Source organism: Acrocarpospora corrugata (genome assembly GCF_009687845.1).
Taxonomy (GTDB): Bacteria; Actinomycetota; Actinomycetes; order Streptosporangiales; family Streptosporangiaceae; genus Acrocarpospora; species Acrocarpospora corrugata.
In genome coordinates this window covers 121043-143773 of sequence record NZ_BLAD01000037.1, presented here as the reverse complement: position 1 = coordinate 143773, position 22731 = coordinate 121043, and the positions used below count along the sequence as shown (strand labels likewise).

The window sequence follows — 22731 nt, the reverse complement described above, 5'->3', positions numbered from 1 at the left end:
CACATCCGGCACGGGATCACCTGACTCATCGACCAGCGTGACATTCACCACCGCCAGCGGCAGCGTCAGGTCCCGTGTCACATCACTGCTGAGATCGATGTCCGGCCCAACCCACTGGAAACTGGGAATATCTTCACGTGTGCCGGGTATCGAATTCACCGTGAGCTGGTGAACTCCCGGCAACACGGACACCGTGAACGATCCATCCGCACCGGTCTCACCGATGGCACCATCGAGATTCACCTGGACGCTCGGGACAGGATCACCCGACGACGAACGCACCACACCAGAAAAAGTCGACAACGAACTTTCGGCGAAAGCGCTCGACACCGTTAACATCCCGCTGCCCAGGAGCGCCCCGGTCAAAATCGTTGCGATGACAGCTCTGCCAACCGGCGACCGAAGCATAACGCGACTCCCCCTTGGAAAAGAGTTTCATCTCCGATAGCCGGTACCGTGAGACGCCCCGCACAGAATGCTGATCGCACGAAATAGCAAATGTCAACATGTCAATACAGCTGAATGAAACAGTGTGCGAGCCTGTCAGGCTCAGAAGCACAGGCAGTTTCAGCCCTCAACACGAAAAACGCCCCAAACAATCTGAATACCGGCAGCGGGAAAACGGCCGGCGATCTCCGCTGCGCCGCATCCGGAGCATCGCGCGGCGGCTGTTCCAGGTCGAGGATCGCTTGAAAGCGAAGCTCAGAACCACTGACACGATGGCCGCGCCTCTTCGGCACCGGTGCGGTGCTGACATCACCTGCGCGAAAAGCGAAGCTCAGAACCACTGACACAACGGCCGCTCCCCTCCGGCACCGGCGCGGTGCTGACATCAGCTGCGTGAGCGGTGCCGGATAACCGTGAGCGGCCCGGCGACTCGTTTACTCCGCCGGGAGTTCTCAATCGTGCGCAGGATCGAGGCGATCGGCGCCTCACCTATCGCGTTTGACCGCCCGTAGGACCACGAATTTGTGGTCGCTCGCGATCAGTTGGCAGTTGCCGAAGAGGCGGCGGAGTTTGACGTGGTAGCCGAGGTGGCGGTTGCCGACGACGTAGAGTTCGCCGCCGGTGCGCAGGGCGCGGCGGGAGCCGGTGAACATCTCCCAGGCGGTCGCGTCGCCGATGGCGCGGTGGCTGTGGAAGGGCGGGTTGTTCAGGATGAGATCCACAGTGCCGGGCGATATTTCCGACATGCCGTCGGTGACGAGGAATCGGGCGGGGGCTTCGGTATTGGCCCGGAAGGTGGCCTCCGCCGAGGCGACCGCGTGGAACGACTCATCGACGAACGTGACCTCGGCGGCCGGATCGGCGAGTGCGGCGGCCAACCCGACGACCCCGTTTCCGCACCCGAGATCCACAACGTGTCCTCCTCGTGCCGGGATGTGGCGCAGCAGGAACCGGGTCCCGATGTCGAGCCGGTCCGCGCAGAACACCCCCGCGTGATTGGTTACGGTCCGGCCTGAAACCGGGCCGACATCATCGGGGAGGTCGTAGGTTCGCGGCCACGGACTGGTCGTGCGGGGAATGCTCATATCCGGCGTACAGAAGATCAGGCGCGCTTTTCTGACTGCCAGCGAAGTCTTCGTCGGCCCGAGAATCCGCTCGAACAGCTTCAAAGTAGACGTATGGATCTCGGTGACCATCCCGGTCCCGACGATCACCGTGCCCTCGTGCACCGACGGCGCGAGCCGATGCAACTGATCCTCCAGCAACGCCAGACTCTTCGGAACCCGAACCAGCAGCACATCGATCCGCCCAGGCGGCGAATCCATCGTCGACAGCAGCCTCGGCCCCCGCAGGCCGTTCCGTTCAAGGTTGATCACGGTGGCCTGCTGGGCGAGATACGAGTCACTGATCTGACTCGGACGGTACTCCGCCAGCGCAGTGGCCAGCGTCCCCCACCGATCACCAAGAACGACCACCTCGCCGCCCAGATCAACCGCCTCGGCCAGATGCCGCAGCAAATACTCATCCGCCGCATCCCAAGCCCGAAGTCCATCACGAGCATTTCCGGCATTACGGACGAGCTCAAGCTCCCCCACCGGCGTCACCAGGGTAGTCATCGCCCGTTCAGGCTAGCGCGCCCTCACAGCACATCGAGCAGCCCGCAATACGCCCGAGCAGCCATGCCGTGGTGGCTGGGTTCGTCCCCTTGCACGCGAAGGGCCTTGGCTCGGTGCTGATCGGAGGCAGTCTCGCGCTGGCGCGATCCCCCGCCTCCCGAGAAGGCTTGCCCCCAGTCCATGCGCGAGTGGGGTTTCCGGGATCGGGTGCTCCCCCGGCCGCAGGCCGCGCGCGAGGAGGCGGTGGCAGAAAGGCGGTGGCAGAAAGGCGGTGCGGCGGACGCCGGGGCAGCATCCCCAGGCCATGCGTGAGGAGGTGGTGGTGGCCCTCGTCGAGGCCGGGGACATGTGCTCCCGCATTCCGTGCGGTGGGGGCGGGTGGCTAGGGTCATAGCCATGACAAACCAAGCCAATTGGGCAGGAAATCTTACATATAGCGCGGAGCGGATCTATCGGCCGACGTCGGTGGAGGAGCTGCGGGGGGTCGTGGCGGGGAGTTCGCGGATTCGGGCGCTTGGGACGCGGCATTCGTTCAATGAGGTGGGGGACAGTCCGGCGGAGTTGGTGGAGCTGGGGGGGCTTCCGCCGGTCATCGAGGTGGATTCGGACGCGGGGAAGGTGCGGGTGGGGGCCGGGCTGCGGTATGCGGATGTGGGGCGGTATATCGATGAGCGGGGGTTCGGGCTGGGGAATCTCGGGTCGTTGCCGCATATCTCCATCGCCGGGGCGTGTGCGACGGGGACGCATGGGTCGGGGGTCGGGAACGGGAACCTGTCCTCGGCTGTCGCGGGGCTGGAGCTGGTCACGGCCGATGGGGACCTGGTCAGGCTGGATCGGGGGGACGAGCGGTTCGAGGGGGCCGTGGTCGGGATGGGGGCTCTCGGAGTAGTGGTCGCCCTCGAACTGGACCTGGTTCCGTCGTTCCAGGTGCGGCAGCGTGTCTACGAAGGACTACCTCTCGACACCCTTTTCCCGAAATTTCGGGAAATCGTGTCTAGTGCGTACAGCGTGAGTCTTTTCACGGACTGGCGGGGGCCGGTGATCAATCAGGTGTGGGTGAAGCAGCGCGAGGACGAGGCGGCCGTCGAGATCCCGGGGACGCCCGCCGATGGCCCGCGGCATCCTGTGCCCGGAATGTCGCCCGAGAGCTGCACCGAGCAAATGGACGTTCCCGGCCCCTGGTTCGAACGCCTGCCGCACTTCCGGCCGGACCGGATTCCCAGCGCGGGTGACGAACTGCAATCGGAATTCATGATCGACGCCGCCGACGCCGTCCAGGCGCTGGCCGCCCTGGACGCGATCCGCGACCACATCCACCCGGTCCTGCAGATCTGCGAGGTCCGCACCATCGCCGCCGACCGGCTCTGGCTCAGCCCGTGCTACCAGCGCGACTCGGTCGCCCTGCACTTCACCTGGGTCGCCGACACCCCGGCCGTCCTGCCGGTGGTCGCCCGGATCGAGGACGCCCTCGCGCCGTTCGCCCCCCGCCCGCACTGGGCCAAGATCTTCACCACCCCGCCGGACGCCCTGCGCCCGCGCTACGACCGCCTCCCCGACTTCCAGTCCCTCGCCCACGACCTCGACCCCACCGGAAAATTCCGCAACCCATTTACGGACAAATACCTTTTCGCCTAATCCGCGACGTCCTTTTACCGGAAGAGATTGCGTACATATCCGCAGATCAAGCGGAATAACCACTGTTTCTCTTGTCGAGTTTCACCACCTCGACTCAGGAGGAACTTTCATGATCAATCGCCATCTCATCCGGGCGGTGGTCGCCGTCACGGTGGCCCTCGGCGGCTCCGCCGCGCTCGCCCCGCCGGCCCTGGCGGACGCCGCCAGCGTCGAACTCCACGCCGACTTCGACAGCGACGGGTACGCGGACGCCGCCATCGGCGTCCCCGGCGAGAATATTGGAGCGATCCAAGACGCCGGCCTCGTGCACATTCTGTACGGCGGCACCGACGGCCTCGGCAGCGGCGGCAGCGAGACCTTCCAGCAGAACAGCCCCGGCCTCGACCCCGGCCTGATGGACGACCCCGGACCGGAGACGGGAGACCGGTTCGGGGCGGCCCTCGCGGTCGGCGACGTGGACGGCAACAGCATCGACGACCTGATCATCGGCGTCCCCGGCGAGGACCGCGGCCTGACCCAGGACTCGGGCGCTATCCACGTCCTGTTCGGCCACGTCTCCGGCGGCCTGACCGGAACCGGCTCGCTCACCCTGGACCAGGAGCTGGCCAGCGCCCTGTCCGACAACGACAACGAACCGGGCGACCAGTGGGGATCCGCCCTGGCCGTGGGCCGGGTCGACAACGACTTCGAGGCCGAGGTCTTCGTCGGCGCCCCCGGCGAGGACGCCGCTGTGGCCGACGCCGGCCAGGTCTGGGTCCTCCAGTTCGACTTCGGCGACTTCCGCTTCGACCCCCTCGCGACCACCCAGCTCGACCAGAACACGGCCGGCGTCGAAGGCGTCCAGGCCGCGGGCGACCGTTTCGGCTCCGCCCTCGCGGTCGGCGACTTCGGCACCGACGCCTTCGACGACCTGGCCGTCGGCGTCCCCGGCGACGAGGTCGACGCCATCGACAACGCCGGCTCAGTCAACGTCCTGTACGGCTCCGCCACCGGCCTGTCCACCACCAACGACCAGTTCTGGAACCAGGCCGCCCCGCTGCCCGGCGGCCCCGAAGCCGGTGACGCCTTCGGCACCGCCCTCGCCGTCGGCGACTTCAACGAGAACGCCGCCAACGTGAGCGGCCAGTTCCCCGACGACCTGGCCGTCGGCGCCCCCGGCGAGGACGGCGGCGAAGGCGTCGCCTACGTCATCTACCGCTCCGGCAACTCGCTGGTCACCACCGGCGCCCAGGTCTGGTCCCAGGACACCACGGGTATCTCCGAGGCCGGCAATCCCGCCGACGCCTTCGGCCGCTCGCTGACCGCCGGCGACTTCAACGGCGACAACCAGGACGACCTGGCCGTCGGTGTGCCCGGCGAGGACTCGGAAACCCTCAACCGCGCCAACGTCGGCGCCGTCAACGTCATCTACGGTGACAACTCCGCCGGTCTCGGCGCCGACCACCAGCAGTTCCTGTTCGGCGAGAACCTCACCTTCGGCGACCCCGCCGAGATCGACGACGCCCTCGGCACCGCCCTCACCACCGGCGACTACAACGGCAACGGCGAATCCGACCTGCTCATCACCATCCCCGGCGAGGAGGTCCCCGCCAGCGGCGCCACCAGCCCCGGCGCCATCAACGTCGTCTTCGGAAAGGACACCTTCGGCTTCCTCGGCTTCGGCGGCCTCGACCCCGACGCCGGCCAGTTCCTCCACCAGGACTCCCCCGGCATAACCGACAGCACCGAGCCCCTGGACAACTTCGGCGAATCAGCCCGATAGAAGCCCGATAGAAGTACGGCTCGGCCTCTCCGGTATCCGCCGGAGAGGCCGACGCCGGCGGTTATCGGGACGACGTGGTCCAGAAGCGCCGCGTAGGATCGGCGCGTGCAGATTCAGATCTACGGCTGACGCGCGAGGAGTTCCTCGCCCCTGAAACGCGCCCGACCGGCGAGGCCGGTGGCGCGTTCGGTTGTCATGTTCGTTTCGCCGTAGATCTGAGATGAGTGATTTCCATGTCTCGCCGTGCGCATATCGCCATGGTCGGCATTCCCGCCGTCAGTCATGTCCTGCCCAGTCTCGAAGTCGTCCGGGAGCTGGTGGCTCGCGGGCATCGGGTGACGTACGCCAACGATCCCGCCGTCGCCGAACTCGTCGGGGATACGGGGGCCACGCTGGTGCCGTATCGGTCGACGCTGCCGGTGGCGGATGACGCCTGGCCGGAGGATCCCATCGAGGCGATGGGGGTGTTCCTCGACGACAACATCCAGGTCCTGCCGCAGTTGCGGCGGGTGTACGAGGCGGATCCCGCGGATCTGTATATGTACGACATCGGGTCCTATGCGGCGCGTGCGCTCGCGGAGGCTCAGGGGCGGCCAGCGGTGCAGCTGTCGCCGACCTATGTGGCCTGGGAGGGCTACGACGAGGAGGTCGGGGCCCAGCTGTGGCAGTTGCCCGGGGCGGCGGAGTATCGGGCGAAGTTCGCGAAATGGCTGGCGGAGTGTGGGGCCGTCACCACGGACGTGGACGCGTTTCCGGGGCGGCCCGCGCGGGCGCTGGCGCTGGTGCCGGAGGCGATGCAGCCCAACGCCGAGCGGGTCGACCGGGATGTGGTGACGTTCGTCGGGCCCTGCTTCGGGGAGCGGAACGATCAGGGCCGATGGGAGAAGCCGCCCGGTGCCGAGAAGGTGCTGCTGATCTCACTCGGGACGTCGTACACCCGGCAGCCGGAGTTCTACCGGCAGTGCCTGAAGGCGTTCGGCGGGCTGCCGGGATGGCATGTGGTGCTTCAGGTCGGCAAGCAGACCGATATCGGCGAACTCGGCGAGATTCCCGGAAATTTCGAGATTCATCGGTGGGTCCCGCAGCTGGCGATCCTGCGGCAGGCGACGGCTTTCGTCACCCACGCGGGAATGGGCGGCAGCAGCGAAGGGCTGTACACCGGGCTTCCGATGATCGCCGTACCTCAGGCGGTCGACCAGTTCGCCAACGCCGACCGGCTCGTCGAACTGGGGGTGGCCCGCCGGTTCGACACGGCGGACGCCACCGCCGCCGCGCTCCGAAAGGCACTGCTTGAGCTGACCGGAGATCCGGACGTGGCCCAGCGCTCCCGGCGCTCGCGGGCCGCGGCCATGACCGAGGGCGGCACACCACGCGCGGCCGATCTGATCGAGGCCATGCTGCCCTGACGCGACCTTACAACGCCTAACGGAGTGGGCGAGTCGCCGGGTCGGTCGCCGTTATCCGGCGCCGTTCACGCAGGTGATGCCTCTCACCGCGTCGGCGCCAAGAAGGCCTGGCCCATTCTGTTAGTGGTTTCTCAGGGCTGCCGGCGACCAACCCGAGGAAACGGAAACGGCTCCCGCCCCGGAGGGTGGGAGCCGTGACTGGGGCGGGTCAGACCTGGCCGGCCTTTTCCAGGGCCTCGCAGCAGGTGTTGGCGATGAGGCGGGTGACCACGTAGGGGTCGACGTTCGCGTTCGGGCGGCGGTCCTCGATGTAGCCCTTCTTGTCGAGTTCGACCTGCCACGGGATGCGCACCGAGGCGCCGCGGTTGGAGACGCCGTAGCTGTAGACGTTGTAGGGGGCGGTCTCGTGCAGGCCGGTGAGGCGCTGCTCGATGCCGACGCCGTACCCGGCGATGTGCTCCTCGACCTTGCCTTCTGCGCCGAGGGACTCGCACGCGGTGATGATCGCGTCGTAGCCCTCGCGCATGGCGCGGGTGGAGAAGTTGGTGTGGGCGCCGGCGCCGTTCCAGTCGCCCTTGGCGGGCTTGGCGTCGAGGGTGGCGGAGACGCCGAAGTCCTCGGAGATGCGGTAGAGGAGGTAGCGGGCCATCCACATGTGGTCGGAGCACTCCAGCGGACCGGCGGGGCCGATCTGGAACTCCCACTGGCCGGGCATGACCTCGGCGTTGATGCCGGAGATCTTCAGGCCGGCGTCGATGCAGGCGTCCAGGTGCCGCTCGACGATGTCGCGGCCGACGACCTCGTCGGCGCCGATGCCGCAGTAGTACGGGCCCTGCGGGCCGGGGAAGCCGCCGACCGGGAAGCCGTAGGGGCGGCCCTCCTTGAAGAAGGTGTACTCCTGCTCGATGCCGAACCAGGACTCCTGGGCGGCGTACTTCTCGTCGACGGGCGTGAGCAGCGCGCGGGTGTTGGTGCTGTGGGCGCTGCCGTCGGCGTTGTAGACCTCACAGAGGACCAGGAGGTTGTCGCCGCCGCGGATCGGGTCCGGGCAGGAGAAGACCGGCTTGAGCACGCAGTCGGAGGCATGGCCTTCGGCCTGGTTGGTGCTGGATCCGTCGAAGCCCCAGGTCGGCAGGTCGGCGCCGTCCGCGAGGACCCTCGTCTTGGAGCGGAGCTTCGGGGTCGGCTCGGTGCCGTCGATCCAGATGTACTCGGCCTTGAATGCCACGTCGTTCCCTTCTTCAGACGCGGGCCAGGTCATAAGCCCGCCACGCCCAAGGCTCTCAACCCCCCGTTTCGCATCCATTGCCCATTTGTGAACACGGTGTGACAAAGCCCAGGTCGAGTGGCCTCTGTGACCTATGTCACTGGAAACCTGTGAATCAACTGAAATGTCGCGATCATTGTCAGTTCTGATCGCCAGCAGGGCCGAATGGCGCTAGCGTCGCCCTATCGGGGCCCTGAAAACGAACGAACATACGTACTCCGAACGTGCTAGTGGAGTGATCCAGCATGCGCAGTGAACCCCCCTTCCGCGCGGACCATGTCGGCAGCCTGCTACGACCGGCCGAACTGCTCCGCGCGCGTGACGACTTCAGCCAGGGCGCGATCACCGCCGCCGCGCTCCGGGAGATCGAGGACGCGGCGATCCGGGAGGTCGTGCGGGCCCAGCGGGACGCGGGGCTGCGGTCCGCGACCGACGGGGAGTTCCGGCGGGCGTCCTGGCACATGGACTTCATCTACCGGCTCGGCGGCGTCACCCAGGCGACCGGCGAGCGCATCACGGTCCGGTTCCGCAACGACGAGGAGGAGCTGGAGTTCGCGCCGCCGGCGATGCGGGTGGCCGAGCCGATCCGGCTCACCGAGACGATCTTCGAGGACGACTTCACCTTCCTGCGGGACACGGTGGAGCCGGGCACGACGGCCAAGCTGACGATCCCGTCGCCCAACATGGTCCACTACCGGGGTGGCCCGGCGTCCATCGACGCGGGCGTCTACCCGGACCTGGAGGACTTCTGGACCGACCTGGCCGCCGCGTACAACGAGGAGGTGCTGCGGCTGGCCGAGCTCGGCTGCCGATACCTCCAGTTCGACGACACCAGCCTGGCCTACCTCAACGACCCGGCGCAGCGGGCCGAGATCGCCGCCCGCGGCGACGACGCCGACCACCTGCACCTGCGCTACATCAAGCAGATCAACGCGGCGCTGGCCAACCGCCCGGCCGACCTGCGGGTGACCACGCACATGTGCCGGGGCAATTTCCGCTCCTCCTGGGCGGCCGAAGGCGGGTACGACTTCGTCGCCGAGGCCCTGTTCGGCGAGCTGGCCGTGGACGGCTTCTTCCTGGAGTTCGACGACGAGCGCTCCGGCGGATTCGAGCCGCTGCGGTTCGTGCCCAAGGACAAGCACGTGGTGCTCGGCCTGGTCACCACCAAGAGCGGCGCGCTGGAGTCGAAGGACGACCTGAAGCGCCGGATCGAGGAGGCCAGCAAGTTCATCGACCTGGACCAGCTCTGCCTGTCGCCGCAGTGCGGCTTCTCCTCCACCGTGGAGGGCAACTCGCTCACCCACGAGGAGCAGTTCGCCAAGATCCGGCTGATCGTCGAGACGGCCCAGGAAGTCTGGGGTTAATAAGCAAGGCCAGACTTCCGGGTCCCCCGGTCAGGCCGGGACGTCGGAGCTGGTGATGACGGCGAACCTGGCACCGTGCGGGTCGGCGCAGACCGCGAACCGGCCGATGCCGTCCACGTCCATGGCGGGCAGCAGCACGGTGCCGCCGCCGGCGTCGACCCTGATCAGGGTGGCGTCGGTGTCGGGGACCTCGAAGTAGGGCAGCCAGTGCGGGCTGTCGCCGGGCTGGAGCGGCATGATGCCGGCCACGTCGGGCTGCTCGCCCTGGGCGGTGGAGGCCAGCACGTAGGTCATGCCGTCGCCGAACGGGACCTCCTTGATGTTCCAGCCGAGCAGGTCGGTGTAGAAGTCGCGGACGGCGCTGGGATCCGGCACGTACAGCTCGGTCCAGCCGAGCGAGCCGGGCTCGGTGACGACGTCGAGGCCGCGGGTGGTGCCGGGCTGCCAGACGGCGAACTGGGCGCCGCCGGGGTCGGTGAAGGCGGCCATCCGGCCCGCGTCGAAGACGTCGCCGGGTTCGACCCTGACCGTTCCGCCGTGCTCGGTGACCGTCTTGGCGGCCGCGTCGACGTCGGGGGCGTGGAAGTAGATGGTCCAGGCGGGGCTGGCGCCCGCCTCGGTGATCGGGCCGAGGGCGGCGACGGTCTTGCCGCTCTGCTGGAGAAAGCCGTAGCCGCCCGCCTCGGGACCGGCGGACTGGAAGGTCCAGCCGAAGACGGAGCCGTAGAAGTCGGCGCTGGCTTCGGTATCGGGGGAACCGAGGTCGAGCCAGTTCGGCGCGCCCGGGAAGAAATCGGTGGTCAGCATGGAATGCTCCTTCGCAGTTCCGTGTCGGGTAGCTGCACACTGTCACGGGGCAACGACATTTTTACGAACACGGGGGCGGCGGAGGGCGCTGGGGCGTGAGTGACGGCATCACTGAACGCTGCCGATGACAGTTTGTTTTATGTCTGCGTTGATAGCGCTATGTCCTTCCAGGCTAGTCGTCGCTGGGTAAAGTTCCCCTGTAGTAGCGGGCAAATGATCAGGGTGAGTGGGCATGGATGGTCATACCGCCCCCTTGGTCGGCCGCGGCGAGGTCCTGCGGGATCTCCGGGGGGCACTGGACGCGAGCATGGACGGCGCGTTCCGGTTCCTGGCCCTGGTGGGCGAGCCCGGCGCGGGCAAGACCCGGCTGCTGGCCGAGCTGGACGCGGCGGCCAGGGAGCGTGGCTGCCTGGCGCTGTGGGGCAGGGCGGCGGAGTTCGAGCAGGTCATCCCGTTCAGCGCGCTGGTGGACGCGCTCGACGGCCATCTGGAGACCGGGACGTTCCCGCCCGATCCCCTGCTGGCGACGGTGTTCCCGGCGCTGGGCGAGGCCGCGGAGCCGGATGACGACCGCAGCGGCCTGGCCAGGTACCGGCTCTATCGGGCGATCATCGGGATGCTGGAGCGGCTGGCCGAGCCGTCCGGTCTGGCGCTGGTCCTGGACGACGTGCACTGGGCGGACGGCAGCACGATCGAGTTCCTCGATCACGTGGTCCGGCATCCGCCCAGGGCCCGGGTGCTGATCACGGTGGCGTACCGGCCGAATCAGGCGCCGCCGCGGCTGGCCGCGGGCGGCAACCAGATCGTGGTGGGGCCGCTCAGCGCGGCCGAGGCCGACGAGCTGCTCGGCCCGGAGATCAGCCGGGGCCGCCGCCAGGCCCTGTACGAGGCCAGCGGCGGCAACCCGTTCTACCTCCAGGCCCTGGCCAGGATCGAGGCCGGCGACCTGCCGACCACGCTGCACGCGGCGCTCCAGCGCGAACTGGCCGACCTGTCCGGCGACGCCCTGCTGGTGGCCCAGTCCGCCGCGGTGGCCGCCGACGAGTTCGAGCCCCTGCTCGCGGCGGTGGCCGCCGAGCTGACCGACATCACCACTCTGAAGACCCTGGACGAGCTGGTCGCCCGCGACCTGGTCCGCCCGGCCGGCAACGGCATCAGGTTCCGGTTCCGCCACCCCCTGGTACGGCAGGCCGCCTACGAGTCGGCCGCCCCCGGCTGGCGCCTGTCCGCGCACGCCAGGATGGCCGAGCACCTGGCGGCCGTGGGCGCCCCGGCCACCGTGCGGGCCCACCACGTCGAACGGTCGGGCGCCTTCGGCGACCGGGAGGCGGTGGCGGTCCTGGTGGAGGCGGCCCGCGCGGTCGCCACCACCGCGCCGGCGACCACGGCGCACTGGCTGCAGGCCGCCATCCGGCTGCTCCCCGACGACCTGGACGGCCGCGAGCACCGCCTGGACCTGCTGCTCGAACTGGCCCGCGGCCAGGTGGTGTCCGGCTGGCTGGCCGAGGGCCGGGAGACCGCCTACGAGGTGCTGCGCCTGCTGCCGCGCGAGGACCACGCCAAACGCGCCCGCGCGGCCCGCTTCTGCGCCCTGGTCGAACGCCTGCTGGACCGCCCGGCGCAGGGCCGCGCGGTGCTGCTGGCGGAGCTGCGCGAGATCCCCGACCCCCGGCTGCCCGCCGCGCTGCCGATGCGGCTGCGCCTGGTCGCGGAGAGCCTGATGCGGGGCGACCACCGGGCCGCCCAGGCGGTGCTCGACTTCATGCCGCGCCGCCCGGAGGATCACGGCCTGGCGGTCGCGGTGGCGGCGCTGCGGCCGATGCCGGCGTACGCGGCAGGGCGCATCCCGGCGGCGATCGAGCAGCTGGCCCGCGCGGACGCGCTGGTCGCGGCGACGCCGGACATCCAGCTGCTGGAGTGGATGGACACGATCGCCTGGCTCTGCTGGGCGGAGCTGTGGCTGGGCCGCCACCATTCCGCGGTGGCCAGGTTCGAGCGGGCGATCGCGATCGCGAAGGCGACCGGGCAGACGTTCATCGTGACCAACATGCTGGCCGGGCAGGCGCGCGCGTACGGCGTGGTGGGCCGGCTGGCCGAGGGCGCGGTGGCGGCCGAGGAGTCGGCGGAGGTGGCCAGGCTGCTGCACTCGGGTTACGCGGTGGTGGTCGCGCAGGCCCAGCAGAGCCTGCTGGCCGTCGCGACCGGGCACGAGGCGCTGGCGCTGCGGCTGGGCGAGGAGGCGACCGCGTCCGGGGTGAGCGCCGGGGAGTGGCCGGGCGCGCAGGCCTGGTACGCCTACGGCACCGCGCTGGCGCACGCCGGCCGGCCGGAGCAGGCCCCGGTGGCGGAGATCGAGGCGGCGTTCGCGGCCGGTCGCCTGGACCAGTTCAGCATGCTGTCGTTCTGCGAGACGATGGCCGCCCACGGCGACCAGCCGGGCCGGTGGGCGGCCCGCGCCGCCGAGGTGGCCCACCCGGAACTGGAGTTCAACGCGGGCTTCGTCGACCTGGCCGCCGCGCACGCGGAGTCGGGAACCCTGGCGGCCGAGCTGGCGCTGCGGGCGGCGGAGATCCTCGCCGCGGCCGGTCAGCGGCTGATGGCGGGTCGCGCCCTGCTCCGAGCCGGCACCGCGCTGACTACGGCGGGCCAGAAGAAGGCCGCGCTCCCCCACCTGACCGAGGCGGGGGAGCTCTTCGAGGCGTGCGGCGCGCCGGTGCTGCTGGCGCGGGCCGTCCAGGAGCAGCGCAGGGCCGGGAAGCGGGTGCCCGGCAAGAGCCGCGGCGCCGGCGCGCACGGCCTGTCCCCCCGCGAGCTGGAGATCGCCCACCTGGTCGTGGAAGGGTGCACCAACCAGCAAATCGCCGAACGCCTGTTCCTCAGCGTACGGACGGTGGAAACGCACCTTTCGCATGCTTACGAGAAGCTTGGGGTGACGTCCCGGATCGGTCTGGCGCTCGCCCTGAAGTGAAAGTACGGGTTTTCCACGATGCGCGCGGTACCGCCGTCTTGGGATGGTGACATCTCGGAAATACCCAGGAGGGCAGAACCATGCGGATCGCGCGTTTCACCACGGAGGGCGTGCGAGACGCCCAGGTGTCGCAGCATCCGTTCGCGACCGAGGACGGCCTCGGCCTGGAGCTGCACCGCTTTCACCGGGCCGACAGCGACGACGTGGTCCTGCTGTTGCACGGGCTGCCCGCGTCCACGGACATGTTCATCATGCCCGAGCACCGCAACCTGGTCTCCTTCCTGCTGGACAGCGGCTACCCGGACGTGTGGTCGCTGGACTTCCGGATGAGCAACCGGTTCCCGTACGACACCGAGACGCACCGGTTCACCCTCGACGACATCGCCCTGTTCGACCACCCGGCCGCGCTGCGCGAGTTACGCAGGCACATCGGGAACCGGCGGGTGCACGTCATCGCGCAGTGCCTGGGCTCGGTGTCGTTCATGATGAGCCTGGCCGCCGGCCTGGTCGGCGAGATCACCAGCGTCACCTCCAACAGCGTGGCCCTGGTCACCCGGGTGCCGCCCTGGTCCAGGCTCAAACTGGCCCTCGGGCCCGGCTTCTTCGACTACGTCGCGGGCGTGTCGTTCCTGGACTCGCGGTTCGGCGACGCGCCCGTCATGACCCGGGGCTGGCTGATCTCCCGCGCGGTCTCGCTGTTCCACCGCGAGTGCGACTTCCGGGCCTGCCACATGATCAGCTTCATGTGGGGGGCGGGCAACCCCGGCCTGTGGAGCCACGAGAACCTCGCGCCCGAGACGCACGCCCGGGTCGCCGACCTGTTCGGCGCGAACGGGCTGCACTACTACCGGCACATGCGGCGGATGGTCAGGGCCGGCCACGCCGTACGGCACGACGACAGGTTCCCGGCCCTGCCGAAGGACTACCTGGCCCTCGCCGAGCACATCAGCACACCGGTCCTGTTCCTGACCGGAGACCGGAACCACGTCTTCCGCGACTCCAACATCGGCTGCCACGAGATCATGTCCCAGGCCCGGCCGGGCCTGCACGAACTCCAGGTGCTGCCCGGATACGGGCACGTCGATCCGATCATCGGGAAGGACGCCGACCGCGACGTCTTCCCGCACATCCTGGAGTTCCTGCGCAAGCACAGCGATGGCGGGGCCGATGGAGCACATTGACGTCCTGGTCGCCGGCTCCGGGTTCGGCGGCTCGGTGGCCGCCTACCGGCTGGCCGAGGCCGGGTTCGGGGTGGTCGTGATGGAGCGCGGCCGGGCCTGGAAGCCCGGCTCGTTCCCGCGCAGCCCCGCCCAGATGAGCCGCGCGTTCTGGGATCCGGCCGAGGGCCTGCACGGCCTGTTCGACGTGTGGAGCTTCGGCGACTGCGACTCGGTGGTGTCCAGCGGGCTCGGCGGCGGGTCGCTGATCTACGCGAACGTGCTGCTCCGCAAGGAGGAGAAGTGGTTCGTGCGGGAGTCGCCGCTGCCCGGCGGCGGCTACGAGCACTGGCCGGTCACCAGGGACATGCTGGATCCGCACTACGACGCGGTCGAGCGCATGCTGGGGGCGACGCCGTACCCGCTGGACCAGGACGCCTACCGGGACACGGCCAAGACGCGGGCCATGCAGGACGCGGCGGCCGAGCTCGGTCTGGACTGGCAGCTGCCGCCGCTGGCGGTCAGTTTCGCGCCGAAGGCGGGGGCGCGGCCGGGGATCGGGCTGCCGATCGTGGATCCGGACTACGGCAGCCTGCACGGGGTGCCGCGCCGGACCTGCCGGCTGTGCGGCGAGTGCGACATCGGCTGCAACGACGGCGCGAAGAACAGCCTGGACCACACCTACCTGGCGGCGGCCCGGCACCACGGCGCCGATCTGCGCACCCTGCACGAGGTGCGGACGATCACGCCCAGGCCGGGCGGCGGCTACGAGGTCGGCTACGTCCGGCACGATCCGCTGACCGAGCCGGAGACGATCAGCTGCGACCGGCTGGTGCTGGCCGCAGGCACCTACGGCACCACCTATCTGCTGCTCAGGAACCGGGCCGCGCTGCCCGGCCTGAGCGAGACGCTCGGCACCAGGTTCTCCGGCAACGGCGACATCATCTCGTTCCTGCTGCGCGCCCAGGACCGGCCGATCGCGGCCAGCAGGGGCCCGGTGATCACCAGCTCGATCCGGCTGCCCGACGGCGCGTACATCCAGGAGGGCGGTTTCCCCTCCTTCGTGGACTGGATCGCCGAGGCGTCCGACGTCGGCGAGGAGTTCCGGCGGGCGGTGTGGTTCGTCTGGGAGCGGCTGCGCGGCCTGATCACCCGCGACCACAACCTGTCCGCCGAACTGTCCCGGCTGATGGGCGCGGGCGAACTGTCGGACCGGTCGCTGCCGATCCTGGGGATGGGCCGGGACGTGCCCGACGGCGTGCTCCGCCTGCGCGGGGACCGGCTGGTCCTGGACTGGAACGCGGAGACCAGCCGGGAGTACTACGCGGAGCTGCGCGCCATCATCCGCAGGATCGGCGACGTCCTCGGCGCCGAATACTCCGACGCGCCGCTGCGCCGGGTGCTCACCGCGCACCCGCTCGGCGGCGCCCCGATGGGCCGCCACCCCGGCGAGGGCGTCTGCGACTCGCGCGGCGAGGTGTTCGGCTTCCCCGGCCTGTACGTCGCCGACGGCGCGGCCATGCCGGGACCGGTGGGCCCGAACCCGTCGCTCACCATCGCCGCCGTCGCGGACCGGATGGCGGACCGGATCACCCGAGGGAAGAACGCCCGAATGGCCCACGAGACCATCCGCACCGCCCTGTCGTTCACCGAGGAGATGGGCGGCTCGCTCAACGGCGGCGACCGCGTCACCTTCCAGCTCACTATCACCACCGACGACATAGACCGCTTTCTCGCCGAGCCCGAGCACCTCGCGCGGGCCGAGGGATGGATCGACGCCGCCATTTGCGGGGGCCGGCGTCCGATCGAGCGGGGCTGGTTCAACCTCTTCGCGCCTGGAGAGTCGCCCGACCACCGGGAGATGCGGTATCGGCTGCATTTCCGGGACGGCGAGAACCAGCCCCGCACCCTGGTCGGCCTCAAACACGTGCGGCACGGCCCGCCCACCCGGCTGTGGCTCGACACCTCGACCCTGCACACCACCCTGCTGGAGGGTCACCTGGACGAGGGTGACGAGGGCCGGATCCTGGCCACCGGAACCCTGCGCATCCTCCCGTCCGACCTGGGCCGGATGCTCACCACGTTCCGGACCAGCGGGCCCGGCGGCGCGGCGGCGCTGGCCCGGTTCGGCGCGTTCTTCCTGGGCGAGCTCTGGGACGTGTACGGCCCGGGTCAGGAGCGCCCCCAGGGGTCGTAGTCGACTTCCAGCGGTTCCTGGGCCGGGCGTTCCGGCTCGGGGACGTGCTGGAGGTTGACCCTGATCCTGGTCCAGGCGGAGCTGCGGCCGCGCATCGAGTCGACCAGGACGTCGGCGGGTTCGAGCCGGGCGGCCACGCCGGGGTGGCGGGCCTTCCAGCGGTCCAGGCCGACCAGAGCCTCGGCCTTGGTCTGCGCCCTGGCGATCTCGATCAGCGGCATCGTGGGCTGGCGGCGGCCGGCGCCCTTCGGTGCGCGCGGGCGCGGGCCCAGTTCCTCGGCCAGCGCGAGCAGCGCTTCGATTGAGCCCTCGCAGGCGGGGTCGTCCATACCCGCCCACGGGTCGCCCTCGGCCGCGAAACGGCCGGGGACCGTGTCGATGGAGAACGATTCCGGGCGGCAGTCACGGACCTCGTCCCAGTACAGCGGGGTGGAGACCAGACCGGTGGGGCGGACCGAGTAGGCGGAGGCGACCGTGCGGTCCCTGGCGTTCTGGTTGAAGTCCACGAAGACGCCCTGGCGCTCCTCCTTCCACCAGTGGCTGGTGGCCAGCTCGGGGGCGCGGCGCTCGATCTCCCTGGCCACCGTCTCGGCGGCCTTGCGCAGCTGGGGGAAGGTCCAGCCGGGGGTGATCCGGGCGTAGACGTGGAAGCCCCGGGAGCCGGACGTCTTCGGCCAGGCGGCCAGGCCGTACTCGCCGAGGACGTCCCTGGCCAAGAGGGCGACGTCGACGATCTCGTCCCAGGAGACGCCGGGGACCGGGTCCAGGTCGATCCGCAGCTCGTCGGGGTGGTCCAGGTCGGGGACCCGGACCGGGTGCGGGTTCAGGTCGACGCAGCCCAGGTTGACGGTCCAGAGCACGGCGGCCAGGTCGCGGCCGACGACCTCCTCGGCGGAGCGGCCGGACGGGTAGCGCAGCTCGGCGACCTCGATCCAGTCGGGGCGTTTGGCGGGCGCGCGCTTCTGGAAGAAAGGCTCGGCGTCGACGCCGCGCACGAATCGTTTGAGCACCAGCGGGCGGTCGGCGACGCCGCGCAGCGCGCCCTCGCCGACGGCGGCGTAGAAGCGGACCAGGTCCAGCTTGGTGTGGCCGGTGCGGGGGAAGACCACCCGTTCCGGGCTGGTGACCTTCACTTCCCGGCCGGCGACCTCGATGATCTCCGCATCGGACATAACGCCCACGATACGACCTACGGGCCGGCGAGCGGCTGCGCCTCCAGCGCCCGGTCGATCTCGCGCCGGTAGGGCATGGACGTGGACGCGCCGGGCCGCTGCACCGACAGCGCCGCCGCCGTCGAGGCGAACCGCAGGAACTGCGCCGGGCGGCGGCCCTCGGCCCGCGCCACCGCCAGCGCGCCGACGAAGGTGTCGCCGGCCGCCGTGGTGTCGACCGCGCGGGCGGGGACGGCGGGCGCCCAGAGGCGTGAGCCGTCGCGTGAGCCGTACAGGGCGCCTTTGGACCCCAGAGTGACCACAAGCTCCGGAACGCGCGCCAGAAGGGCTTCCAGGGCCATATCGGGCTCTCCCAGGCCGGTGATCGCGGCGGCCTCGTGCTCGTTGCAGACGAGCAGGGTGACCGCGTCCAGGAGTTCGTCCGGCAGCGCCACCACCGGAGCGGGCGTCAGGATCACCGGCGCCGGCGACGCGACCGCCGCCGCGACCACCGCCGCCATCGGCAGTTCCAGCTGGAGCAGGAGCGCGTCCGACCGCTCGATCACGGCCAGATCCTCCGCCGACGGGCCGTCGACCGTCCCGTTCGCGCCCGGCACCACGATGATCGAATTCCCGCCGCCCTCCTCGACGACGATGTGCGCGATCCCCGAAGGACCGTCCGTCACCCGGAGCCCGTCGGTGTTGACACCCGCTTGGTCAAGTGCCGCCCGCAGGGCCGGGCCGAACGCGTCCGAGCCCACCGCGCCGACGAAGGCGACCTCCGCGCCGGCCCGCGCCGCAGCGATCGCTTGGTTTGCTCCTTTTCCGCCGGGAACCGTGCGAAACTCGGTCCCGGTCACCGTTTCCCCCAGGTGAGGGGCTCGCGGGACGTAGGCGACGAGGTCCATGTTGGCGCTGCCGAATACCGTGATCACGCCTCCCATGTTCCTCCCAGGGAACGCATCGGCCCGTCGACTCCACTAATTCGGCTGATTAGTCCTAGAATCCGCCGGTGTGAACGAAGGTCAAGACGTTCCGGCGAAGCTACCCATCCGGGAACGCTCGTCGCGCCCCGGCGGAGGCGGTCGGCATCGCAGGCCGCTGCCCGTCACGCTGCCCTCGGACGCGCCGACTCTGGTGCTGGCGATCCCCGGGGCGGTCGACGACGTCGTGACCGAGCTGGCGTCGATCATCCGGGTGGACAACCCGCAACTCGACCTCCGGCTCATCTCGCTCACCGACGGCGGCGCAGACCTCGCCAAGGAGTTCTCCTCCATCGCCGCCGAACGGGTCGCCCGCGGCCTGCCCGCCGAACTGGACGGCGAGCCGCGGCCCCGCGCCGCCGTGGTGGTCCCGCTGATCACCGGCTCGCACCCGCGGGTGATGCGCTCGGTCCGCGACGCGGTCGCCGAGAGCGAGGCCCCGGTGACCGTCACCGACCCGCTCGGCCCGCACCCGTTCCTGGCCGAGGCCCTGCACGTACGCCTGTCGGAGCGCGGCCTGGCCCGCGCCGACCGGATCCGCCTGTTCAACGTGACCTCGCCGGTGGACGGCATCATCGTGGCCACCGTCGGCGGCGACGAGTCCGCCCGCGCGGCCGACGCCACCGCCGTCCTGCTGGCCGCCCGGCTGGCGCTGCCGGTCGTCCCCGCCGCCTTCGACGGCCGCCCCACCGTGGCCGACGCGGCCGAGCGGCTGCGCAACATCGGCGCGTCCAGGATCGCGCTGGCGCCGTACGTGATCGGGCCCGAGGTGGACCCTGACAAGATCGCGGCCGCCGCGGTGGACTGCATGGGCTGCGCGTCGCCGCTGGGCGCGCACGAGGCGGTCGCCCGCATGGTGACCGTCCGGTACGGCGCGATCCTGGGCAACCTGCTGGAGGACTACGAGGAGTTCGAGGAATTCCCCGAAGGGGAGTGACCCAGAGCGGCCCTTAGAGTGGCCGCCGCCCGGCGAAGCCCAGCTCGCTGCGGTGGTACCAGCCGAGTTCGCCCTCGCCCTCGATCCAGCACAGCCGGACCGACACGCCGTCCAGGACGGCCGGGAAGTCGATCAGGACGGGGGCGATGCCCTTGAGCTCGACGCCCTGCTCGGCGAACCAGCCGACGATCTCGGCCAGCCTGGCCTCCAGGCCCTTGGCCTCGGCCAGGCCGCCGCGCGCCGAGCTGCCGGACTGTTTCAGGTCGTAGCCGAGTTCGGCGAGGTCGGCCCGGAGCTCGATCAGCTGGCCGACCAGTTCGCGCGCCTCGGGCATGAGGGAGCGGGCGCCCTCGACACTGAAGATCCTCTCCATTCTCAGGAGGTTATCGCGCCCGGCGGGCCGCCCCGGCCGCTGGCCAAGATCGCCTCTGAGCCGCTAATACTGGGGGTATGGCAAAACCATTCTTGATCGGTCTCGGCGCGCTCCTCGGGCTCATGGGGGCCGTCTGGACCCTGCAGGGCGTCGGCGTCCTCGGCGGCAGTGTGATGAGCGGCGAACTCACCTGGGCGATCATCGGCCCGATCGTGGTGATCGCCGGAGTGGCGCTGGCGGTGTGGGCCGCCCGGCGAAAGACTTGACGCACGTTTGATCCGCAACAGGCAGGCTATGACTGGGTCATCCCCCCGAAGGATCGAGGGGGCTTATGGACCGGAAGGGATGGCCGGGAACGCTGGCGGTGGCCGCCGTGCTGATCGTGCTGGCCATCGGGCTTCCGATGGCCAACCGGGGGATCGCCGCGGCCGACGTGCCGCTGCCCGCCGGGTCGCGGGTGCAGGTCGGGCCGTTGTCGGACGACCACAGCCGGCCGCTGTCGGTCCAGGTCCCGGACGGGTGGGCGCTGAACACCGACGCCACCGCGCTGTCGGAGTCGGTGGCGCTGTACAACGGCTCGACCTCGTTCCAGCTGAGCGTCATCCTGGCGCAGGGGGCCACGCCTGAGCAGCTCTGGCACGGGCTGGGCGAGATCGAGCAGGCCGGCGGCGTCGTGCCGCGGCTGGGGGCGACCATGCCGATCAAGACCGCGCAGGGGGTGCCGGGGCTGGCCGGGCCGATCACCGTGCAGGATCACACGGCCGCGGTCGCGGTGTTCGCGGCGCCCTCGCTGGGGGCCGACGTGGTGGTGACCGGGCCGCCCGAGGAGGTGATGGGCTCGGACATCTCGGGGATGCTGAGCTCGATCAGGTTCGACGGGGCCGGGGCATGATCGGGCGTCCGGCGTTCTGGGTGTGGGCGACGGGGTGCGCGCTCGGGGCGTACACGACGCTGATCACCATCGTGCCGCAGGCGAACGTCTTCAGTTCCGGGGCGCTGATCGGCCTGGTGGTGCTCATCCCCGTGCTGCTGGTGGGCTTCTGGCTGTTCCATCACATCCGCCCGGTCCGTACGAATCCGGTGGGGTACGCGCTGATGGCGGTGGCCTGGGGCTGCTTCGGCGCCTTCGGGGTGGCGTTCGCGGCCAACACCGCGTTCCTCGGCCTGGTGGGCAAGGTCGCGGGCCTGGAGTTCGTGGACCAGTGGGGCGACGCCATCGTGGCCCCGATCGACGAGGAGCTCGCCAAGGTGGCCGGGGTGGCGCTGCTCGCCCTGATGATCCCCTGGCTGATCACCGGCCCGCTCGCCGGATTCGGGTACGGCGCGCTGATCGGCCTCGGCTTCCAGGTCGTCGAGGACTTCCTCTACGTGTTCAACTCGATCATCGCCGCGGGCGGGATCCAGGAGGTCGGCGACACCCTGAGCACGCTGTTCGTCCGGGTCGCCCTGTCGGCCTGGTGGAGCCACTGGGCGATGACCGCCGTCGCCGGGGCCGGCCTCGGCTACTTCGCGGGCCGGGCCGACCGGCCGATGCGCCGCCGGGCCCTGGTCGGGCTCGGCGGCCTGCTGCTGGGGATGGCCATGCACGCCTGGTGGGACTCCCCGGCCCTGCCCGGCGCGTTCCTGGTCAAGGGCTTCCCGCTGCTGCTGGTCGCCTTCGCCGTCTTCCTGGTGGCCCGCCACGACGAGCGCACCCGGTTCCCGGTCGCCGCCCCGGCCGAGATCCAGCGGGCGACCTGACTCAGAGCTGCTTCTGCCAGATGTCGATGGACAGGACCCGCCGCATCCCGGCCGACAGGTAGAGGCCCAGGGCGGGGGTGGTGTTGTTGGAGTCGACCTGCAGGATCGTGCCGGTCCTGCCGCGCCGCCGGTCGGCCGCGAACGCGCGCCGGAGCAGCAGCTTGCCCAGGCCCCGGCCGCGGAAGGCGGGCCGGACCGCGAGGGTCAGCACGTAGCCGCAGTTCTCGTCGGGGACGAACTGGTTCGTGCCGACCAGCACCGCCGCCGGGACTCCGTGCACCTTCGCGACCAGCACCTGGCCCCAGTCATGTGCGCTGGAGGACTCCCGGGCGTCGGCCCACTCCTCGAAGGTCTGCGGAACGTTCCCGAAGTGCGCGGCGAAGCCCTCCTCCTTGACGGCGTGGGCCGCGCGCAGCAGCTCCTCGTCGTCGCCGGAACCGGTCTCGACGGTCACGCCGGGCAGGAACGCGTCCGAGGCCACGCCCTCGTGGTCGATCCGCATCCGGTGGAAGCTGGTGGCGGGCTCGAAGCCGCGGGACCTGACCGCCTCCCGCTGGGCGGTGTCCCCGGCGTAGACGCCGATGTCGGCGGTGACGCCGGTGAACCGGGCCAGCGCCAGCTCCCAGAGCGCCGTCCCGGCCTCGGCGGTGCGGGTTCTGACGTCGAGGTCCACCCGGTCGCTGCCGCCCCTGCGGCGGGCCGACGCCCAGCCGACCAGGCGGTCGCCGTCGTAGGCGAGCCAGCCGTCCGCGGCCGGGTCGAAGTCGGGCTCGGCGAGCTGGTCCCGCACGTCCGCCGGGGTCAGGTCCGGCCGCCCCAGCACGCGCGTGTCGTGCTCGGCCACCAGTTCGTAGATCGCGTCCGCGTCCGCGGGTTTGGGGTGCCTGATTTCCATGGCTCAGTTGTACGCTCAGCCACTTG

At 70.3% G+C, this 22731-nt stretch carries 20 protein-coding genes; 11 read left to right on the top strand and 9 right to left on the bottom strand.

Features of this window, described 5'->3' with window-relative positions:
- From Acor_RS41970 to Acor_RS03910, 3 genes are all read right to left on the bottom strand, one after another.
- Nucleotides 1-408 (bottom strand): peptidase associated/transthyretin-like domain-containing protein (locus Acor_RS41970; protein WP_170316778.1); only part of this gene is annotated, 408 nt, incomplete at its 3' end.
- Between the two features lie 101 nt (nt 409-509).
- A complete protein-coding gene (locus Acor_RS03915) occupies nt 510-794 on the bottom strand; it encodes a hypothetical protein (RefSeq protein ID WP_155335130.1) in 285 nt (94 codons plus the stop codon).
- Nucleotides 795-932: 138 nt separating this feature from the next.
- The gene (locus Acor_RS03910; RefSeq protein ID WP_174876100.1) at nt 933-2063 is read right to left on the bottom strand and encodes a methyltransferase; all 1131 of its coding nucleotides are present in this window, start codon (nt 2061-2063) and stop codon (nt 933-935) included.
- A 396-nt stretch (nt 2064-2459) separates the two neighbouring features.
- Here Acor_RS03910 and Acor_RS03905 point away from each other — a divergent pair, with 396 nt between their 5' ends.
- The 3 genes from Acor_RS03905 to Acor_RS03895 all read left to right on the top strand — a co-directional run bounded on the left by Acor_RS03905 (nt 2460) and on the right by Acor_RS03895 (nt 6866).
- The gene (locus Acor_RS03905; protein WP_155335129.1) at nt 2460-3698 is read left to right on the top strand and encodes an FAD-binding protein; all 1239 of its coding nucleotides are present in this window, start codon (nt 2460-2462) and stop codon (nt 3696-3698) included.
- Nucleotides 3699-3807: 109 nt separating this feature from the next.
- Nucleotides 3808-5460, top strand: coding sequence for an FG-GAP repeat protein (locus Acor_RS03900; protein WP_155335128.1), 1653 nt, complete (start codon nt 3808-3810; stop codon nt 5458-5460).
- A 233-nt stretch (nt 5461-5693) separates the two neighbouring features.
- A complete protein-coding gene (locus tag Acor_RS03895) occupies nt 5694-6866 on the top strand; it encodes a macrolide family glycosyltransferase (protein ID WP_155335127.1) in 1173 nt (390 codons plus the stop codon).
- A gap of 208 nt (nt 6867-7074) precedes the next feature.
- On the opposite strand, the gene glnII is transcribed toward Acor_RS03895, so the two are convergent.
- Nucleotides 7075-8094, bottom strand: a complete 1020-nt coding sequence (gene glnII, locus Acor_RS03890) for a glutamine synthetase (protein ID WP_155335126.1) — start codon at nt 8092-8094, stop codon at nt 7075-7077.
- Between the two features lie 284 nt (nt 8095-8378).
- Between glnII and Acor_RS03885 the strand changes: the two genes are divergently transcribed.
- Entirely contained in the window at nt 8379-9497 is a 1119-nt protein-coding gene (locus Acor_RS03885; RefSeq protein ID WP_155335125.1) for a 5-methyltetrahydropteroyltriglutamate--homocysteine S-methyltransferase, read from the top strand.
- A gap of 30 nt (nt 9498-9527) precedes the next feature.
- Here Acor_RS03885 and Acor_RS03880 read toward each other — a convergent pair whose 3' ends face one another.
- Nucleotides 9528-10304, bottom strand: a complete 777-nt coding sequence (locus Acor_RS03880) for a VOC family protein (RefSeq protein WP_155335124.1) — start codon at nt 10302-10304, stop codon at nt 9528-9530.
- Nucleotides 10305-10536: 232 nt separating this feature from the next.
- On the opposite strand from Acor_RS03880, the gene Acor_RS03875 reads away from it, so the two are divergent.
- From Acor_RS03875 to Acor_RS03865, 3 genes are all read left to right on the top strand, one after another.
- Entirely contained in the window at nt 10537-13272 is a 2736-nt protein-coding gene (locus Acor_RS03875; RefSeq protein ID WP_155335123.1) for an ATP-binding protein, read from the top strand.
- An 80-nt stretch (nt 13273-13352) separates the two neighbouring features.
- Nucleotides 13353-14453 carry an alpha/beta fold hydrolase gene (locus Acor_RS03870; RefSeq protein WP_155335122.1) on the top strand — a complete coding sequence of 367 codons (1101 nt, stop codon included), beginning with the start codon at nt 13353-13355 and terminating at the stop codon, nt 14451-14453.
- Complete coding sequence (locus Acor_RS03865) at nt 14440-16626, top strand: GMC oxidoreductase (protein ID WP_246238406.1); 2187 nt, start codon at nt 14440-14442, stop codon at nt 16624-16626. Before Acor_RS03870 ends, Acor_RS03865 begins: the two co-directional genes overlap by 14 nt.
- Here Acor_RS03865 and Acor_RS03860 read toward each other — a convergent pair.
- The gene (locus Acor_RS03860) at nt 16602-17798 is read right to left on the bottom strand and encodes a DNA polymerase domain-containing protein (protein WP_155335120.1); all 1197 of its coding nucleotides are present in this window, start codon (nt 17796-17798) and stop codon (nt 16602-16604) included. The two genes, Acor_RS03865 and Acor_RS03860, sit on opposite strands and share 25 nt — an antisense overlap.
- Before the next feature lie 17 nt (nt 17799-17815).
- Entirely contained in the window at nt 17816-18712 is an 897-nt protein-coding gene (locus tag Acor_RS03855) for a ribokinase (protein ID WP_422664785.1), read from the bottom strand.
- A 79-nt stretch (nt 18713-18791) separates the two neighbouring features.
- On the opposite strand from Acor_RS03855, the gene Acor_RS03850 reads away from it, so the two are divergent.
- Nucleotides 18792-19697: a sirohydrochlorin chelatase gene (locus Acor_RS03850; protein WP_155335118.1), complete on the top strand. Its 906-nt coding sequence runs from the start codon at nt 18792-18794 to the stop codon at nt 19695-19697.
- Between the two features lie 13 nt (nt 19698-19710).
- Here the strand turns inward: Acor_RS03850 and Acor_RS03845 are convergent, their stop codons facing one another.
- Nucleotides 19711-20070 carry a DUF2203 domain-containing protein gene (locus Acor_RS03845; protein ID WP_155335117.1) on the bottom strand — a complete coding sequence of 120 codons (360 nt, stop codon included), beginning with the start codon at nt 20068-20070 and terminating at the stop codon, nt 19711-19713.
- Nucleotides 20071-20147: 77 nt separating this feature from the next.
- Between Acor_RS03845 and Acor_RS03840 the strand changes: the two genes are divergently transcribed.
- The 3 genes from Acor_RS03840 (at nt 20148) to Acor_RS03830 (ending at nt 21810) form a co-directional block, all read left to right on the top strand.
- Nucleotides 20148-20336: a hypothetical protein gene (locus Acor_RS03840; protein ID WP_155335116.1), complete on the top strand. Its 189-nt coding sequence runs from the start codon at nt 20148-20150 to the stop codon at nt 20334-20336.
- Between the two features lie 65 nt (nt 20337-20401).
- Nucleotides 20402-20962, top strand: a complete 561-nt coding sequence (locus Acor_RS03835) for a hypothetical protein (RefSeq protein WP_155335115.1) — start codon at nt 20402-20404, stop codon at nt 20960-20962.
- Nucleotides 20959-21810 (top strand): PrsW family intramembrane metalloprotease, encoded by an 852-nt coding sequence (locus Acor_RS03830; RefSeq protein WP_155335114.1) that lies wholly within the window; start codon nt 20959-20961, stop codon nt 21808-21810. Before Acor_RS03835 ends, Acor_RS03830 begins: the two co-directional genes overlap by 4 nt.
- A 1-nt stretch (nt 21811) precedes the next feature.
- On the opposite strand, the gene Acor_RS03825 is transcribed toward Acor_RS03830, so the two are convergent.
- Complete coding sequence (locus tag Acor_RS03825) at nt 21812-22705, bottom strand: GNAT family N-acetyltransferase (protein ID WP_155335113.1); 894 nt, start codon at nt 22703-22705, stop codon at nt 21812-21814.
- Nucleotides 22706-22731 lie beyond the last annotated feature (26 nt).

What these genes read in the sequence shown, in the direction of transcription:
- Acor_RS03870 (WP_155335122.1), top strand. Translation starts at nt 13,353, where the DNA reads ATGCGGATCGCGCGTTTCACCACGGAGGGCGTGCGAGACGCCCAGGTG.
- Acor_RS03845 (WP_155335117.1), bottom strand. Translation starts at nt 20,070, where the DNA reads ATGGAGAGGATCTTCAGTGTCGAGGGCGCCCGCTCCCTCATGCCCGAG.
- Acor_RS03895 (WP_155335127.1), top strand. Translation starts at nt 5,694, where the DNA reads ATGTCTCGCCGTGCGCATATCGCCATGGTCGGCATTCCCGCCGTCAGT.
- Acor_RS03885 (WP_155335125.1), top strand. Translation starts at nt 8,379, where the DNA reads ATGCGCAGTGAACCCCCCTTCCGCGCGGACCATGTCGGCAGCCTGCTA.
- Acor_RS03860 (WP_155335120.1), bottom strand. Translation starts at nt 17,798, where the DNA reads ATGTCCGATGCGGAGATCATCGAGGTCGCCGGCCGGGAAGTGAAGGTC.
- Acor_RS03865 (WP_246238406.1), top strand. Translation starts at nt 14,440, where the DNA reads ATGGAGCACATTGACGTCCTGGTCGCCGGCTCCGGGTTCGGCGGCTCG.
- Acor_RS03840 (WP_155335116.1), top strand. Translation starts at nt 20,148, where the DNA reads ATGGCAAAACCATTCTTGATCGGTCTCGGCGCGCTCCTCGGGCTCATG.
- Acor_RS03830 (WP_155335114.1), top strand. Translation starts at nt 20,959, where the DNA reads ATGATCGGGCGTCCGGCGTTCTGGGTGTGGGCGACGGGGTGCGCGCTC.
- Acor_RS03900 (WP_155335128.1), top strand. Translation starts at nt 3,808, where the DNA reads ATGATCAATCGCCATCTCATCCGGGCGGTGGTCGCCGTCACGGTGGCC.
- Acor_RS03875 (WP_155335123.1), top strand. Translation starts at nt 10,537, where the DNA reads ATGGATGGTCATACCGCCCCCTTGGTCGGCCGCGGCGAGGTCCTGCGG.
- Acor_RS03905 (WP_155335129.1), top strand. Translation starts at nt 2,460, where the DNA reads ATGACAAACCAAGCCAATTGGGCAGGAAATCTTACATATAGCGCGGAG.
- Acor_RS03880 (WP_155335124.1), bottom strand. Translation starts at nt 10,304, where the DNA reads ATGCTGACCACCGATTTCTTCCCGGGCGCGCCGAACTGGCTCGACCTC.
- Acor_RS03825 (WP_155335113.1), bottom strand. Translation starts at nt 22,705, where the DNA reads ATGGAAATCAGGCACCCCAAACCCGCGGACGCGGACGCGATCTACGAA.
- Acor_RS03835 (WP_155335115.1), top strand. Translation starts at nt 20,402, where the DNA reads ATGGACCGGAAGGGATGGCCGGGAACGCTGGCGGTGGCCGCCGTGCTG.
- Acor_RS03910 (WP_174876100.1), bottom strand. Translation starts at nt 2,063, where the DNA reads ATGACTACCCTGGTGACGCCGGTGGGGGAGCTTGAGCTCGTCCGTAAT.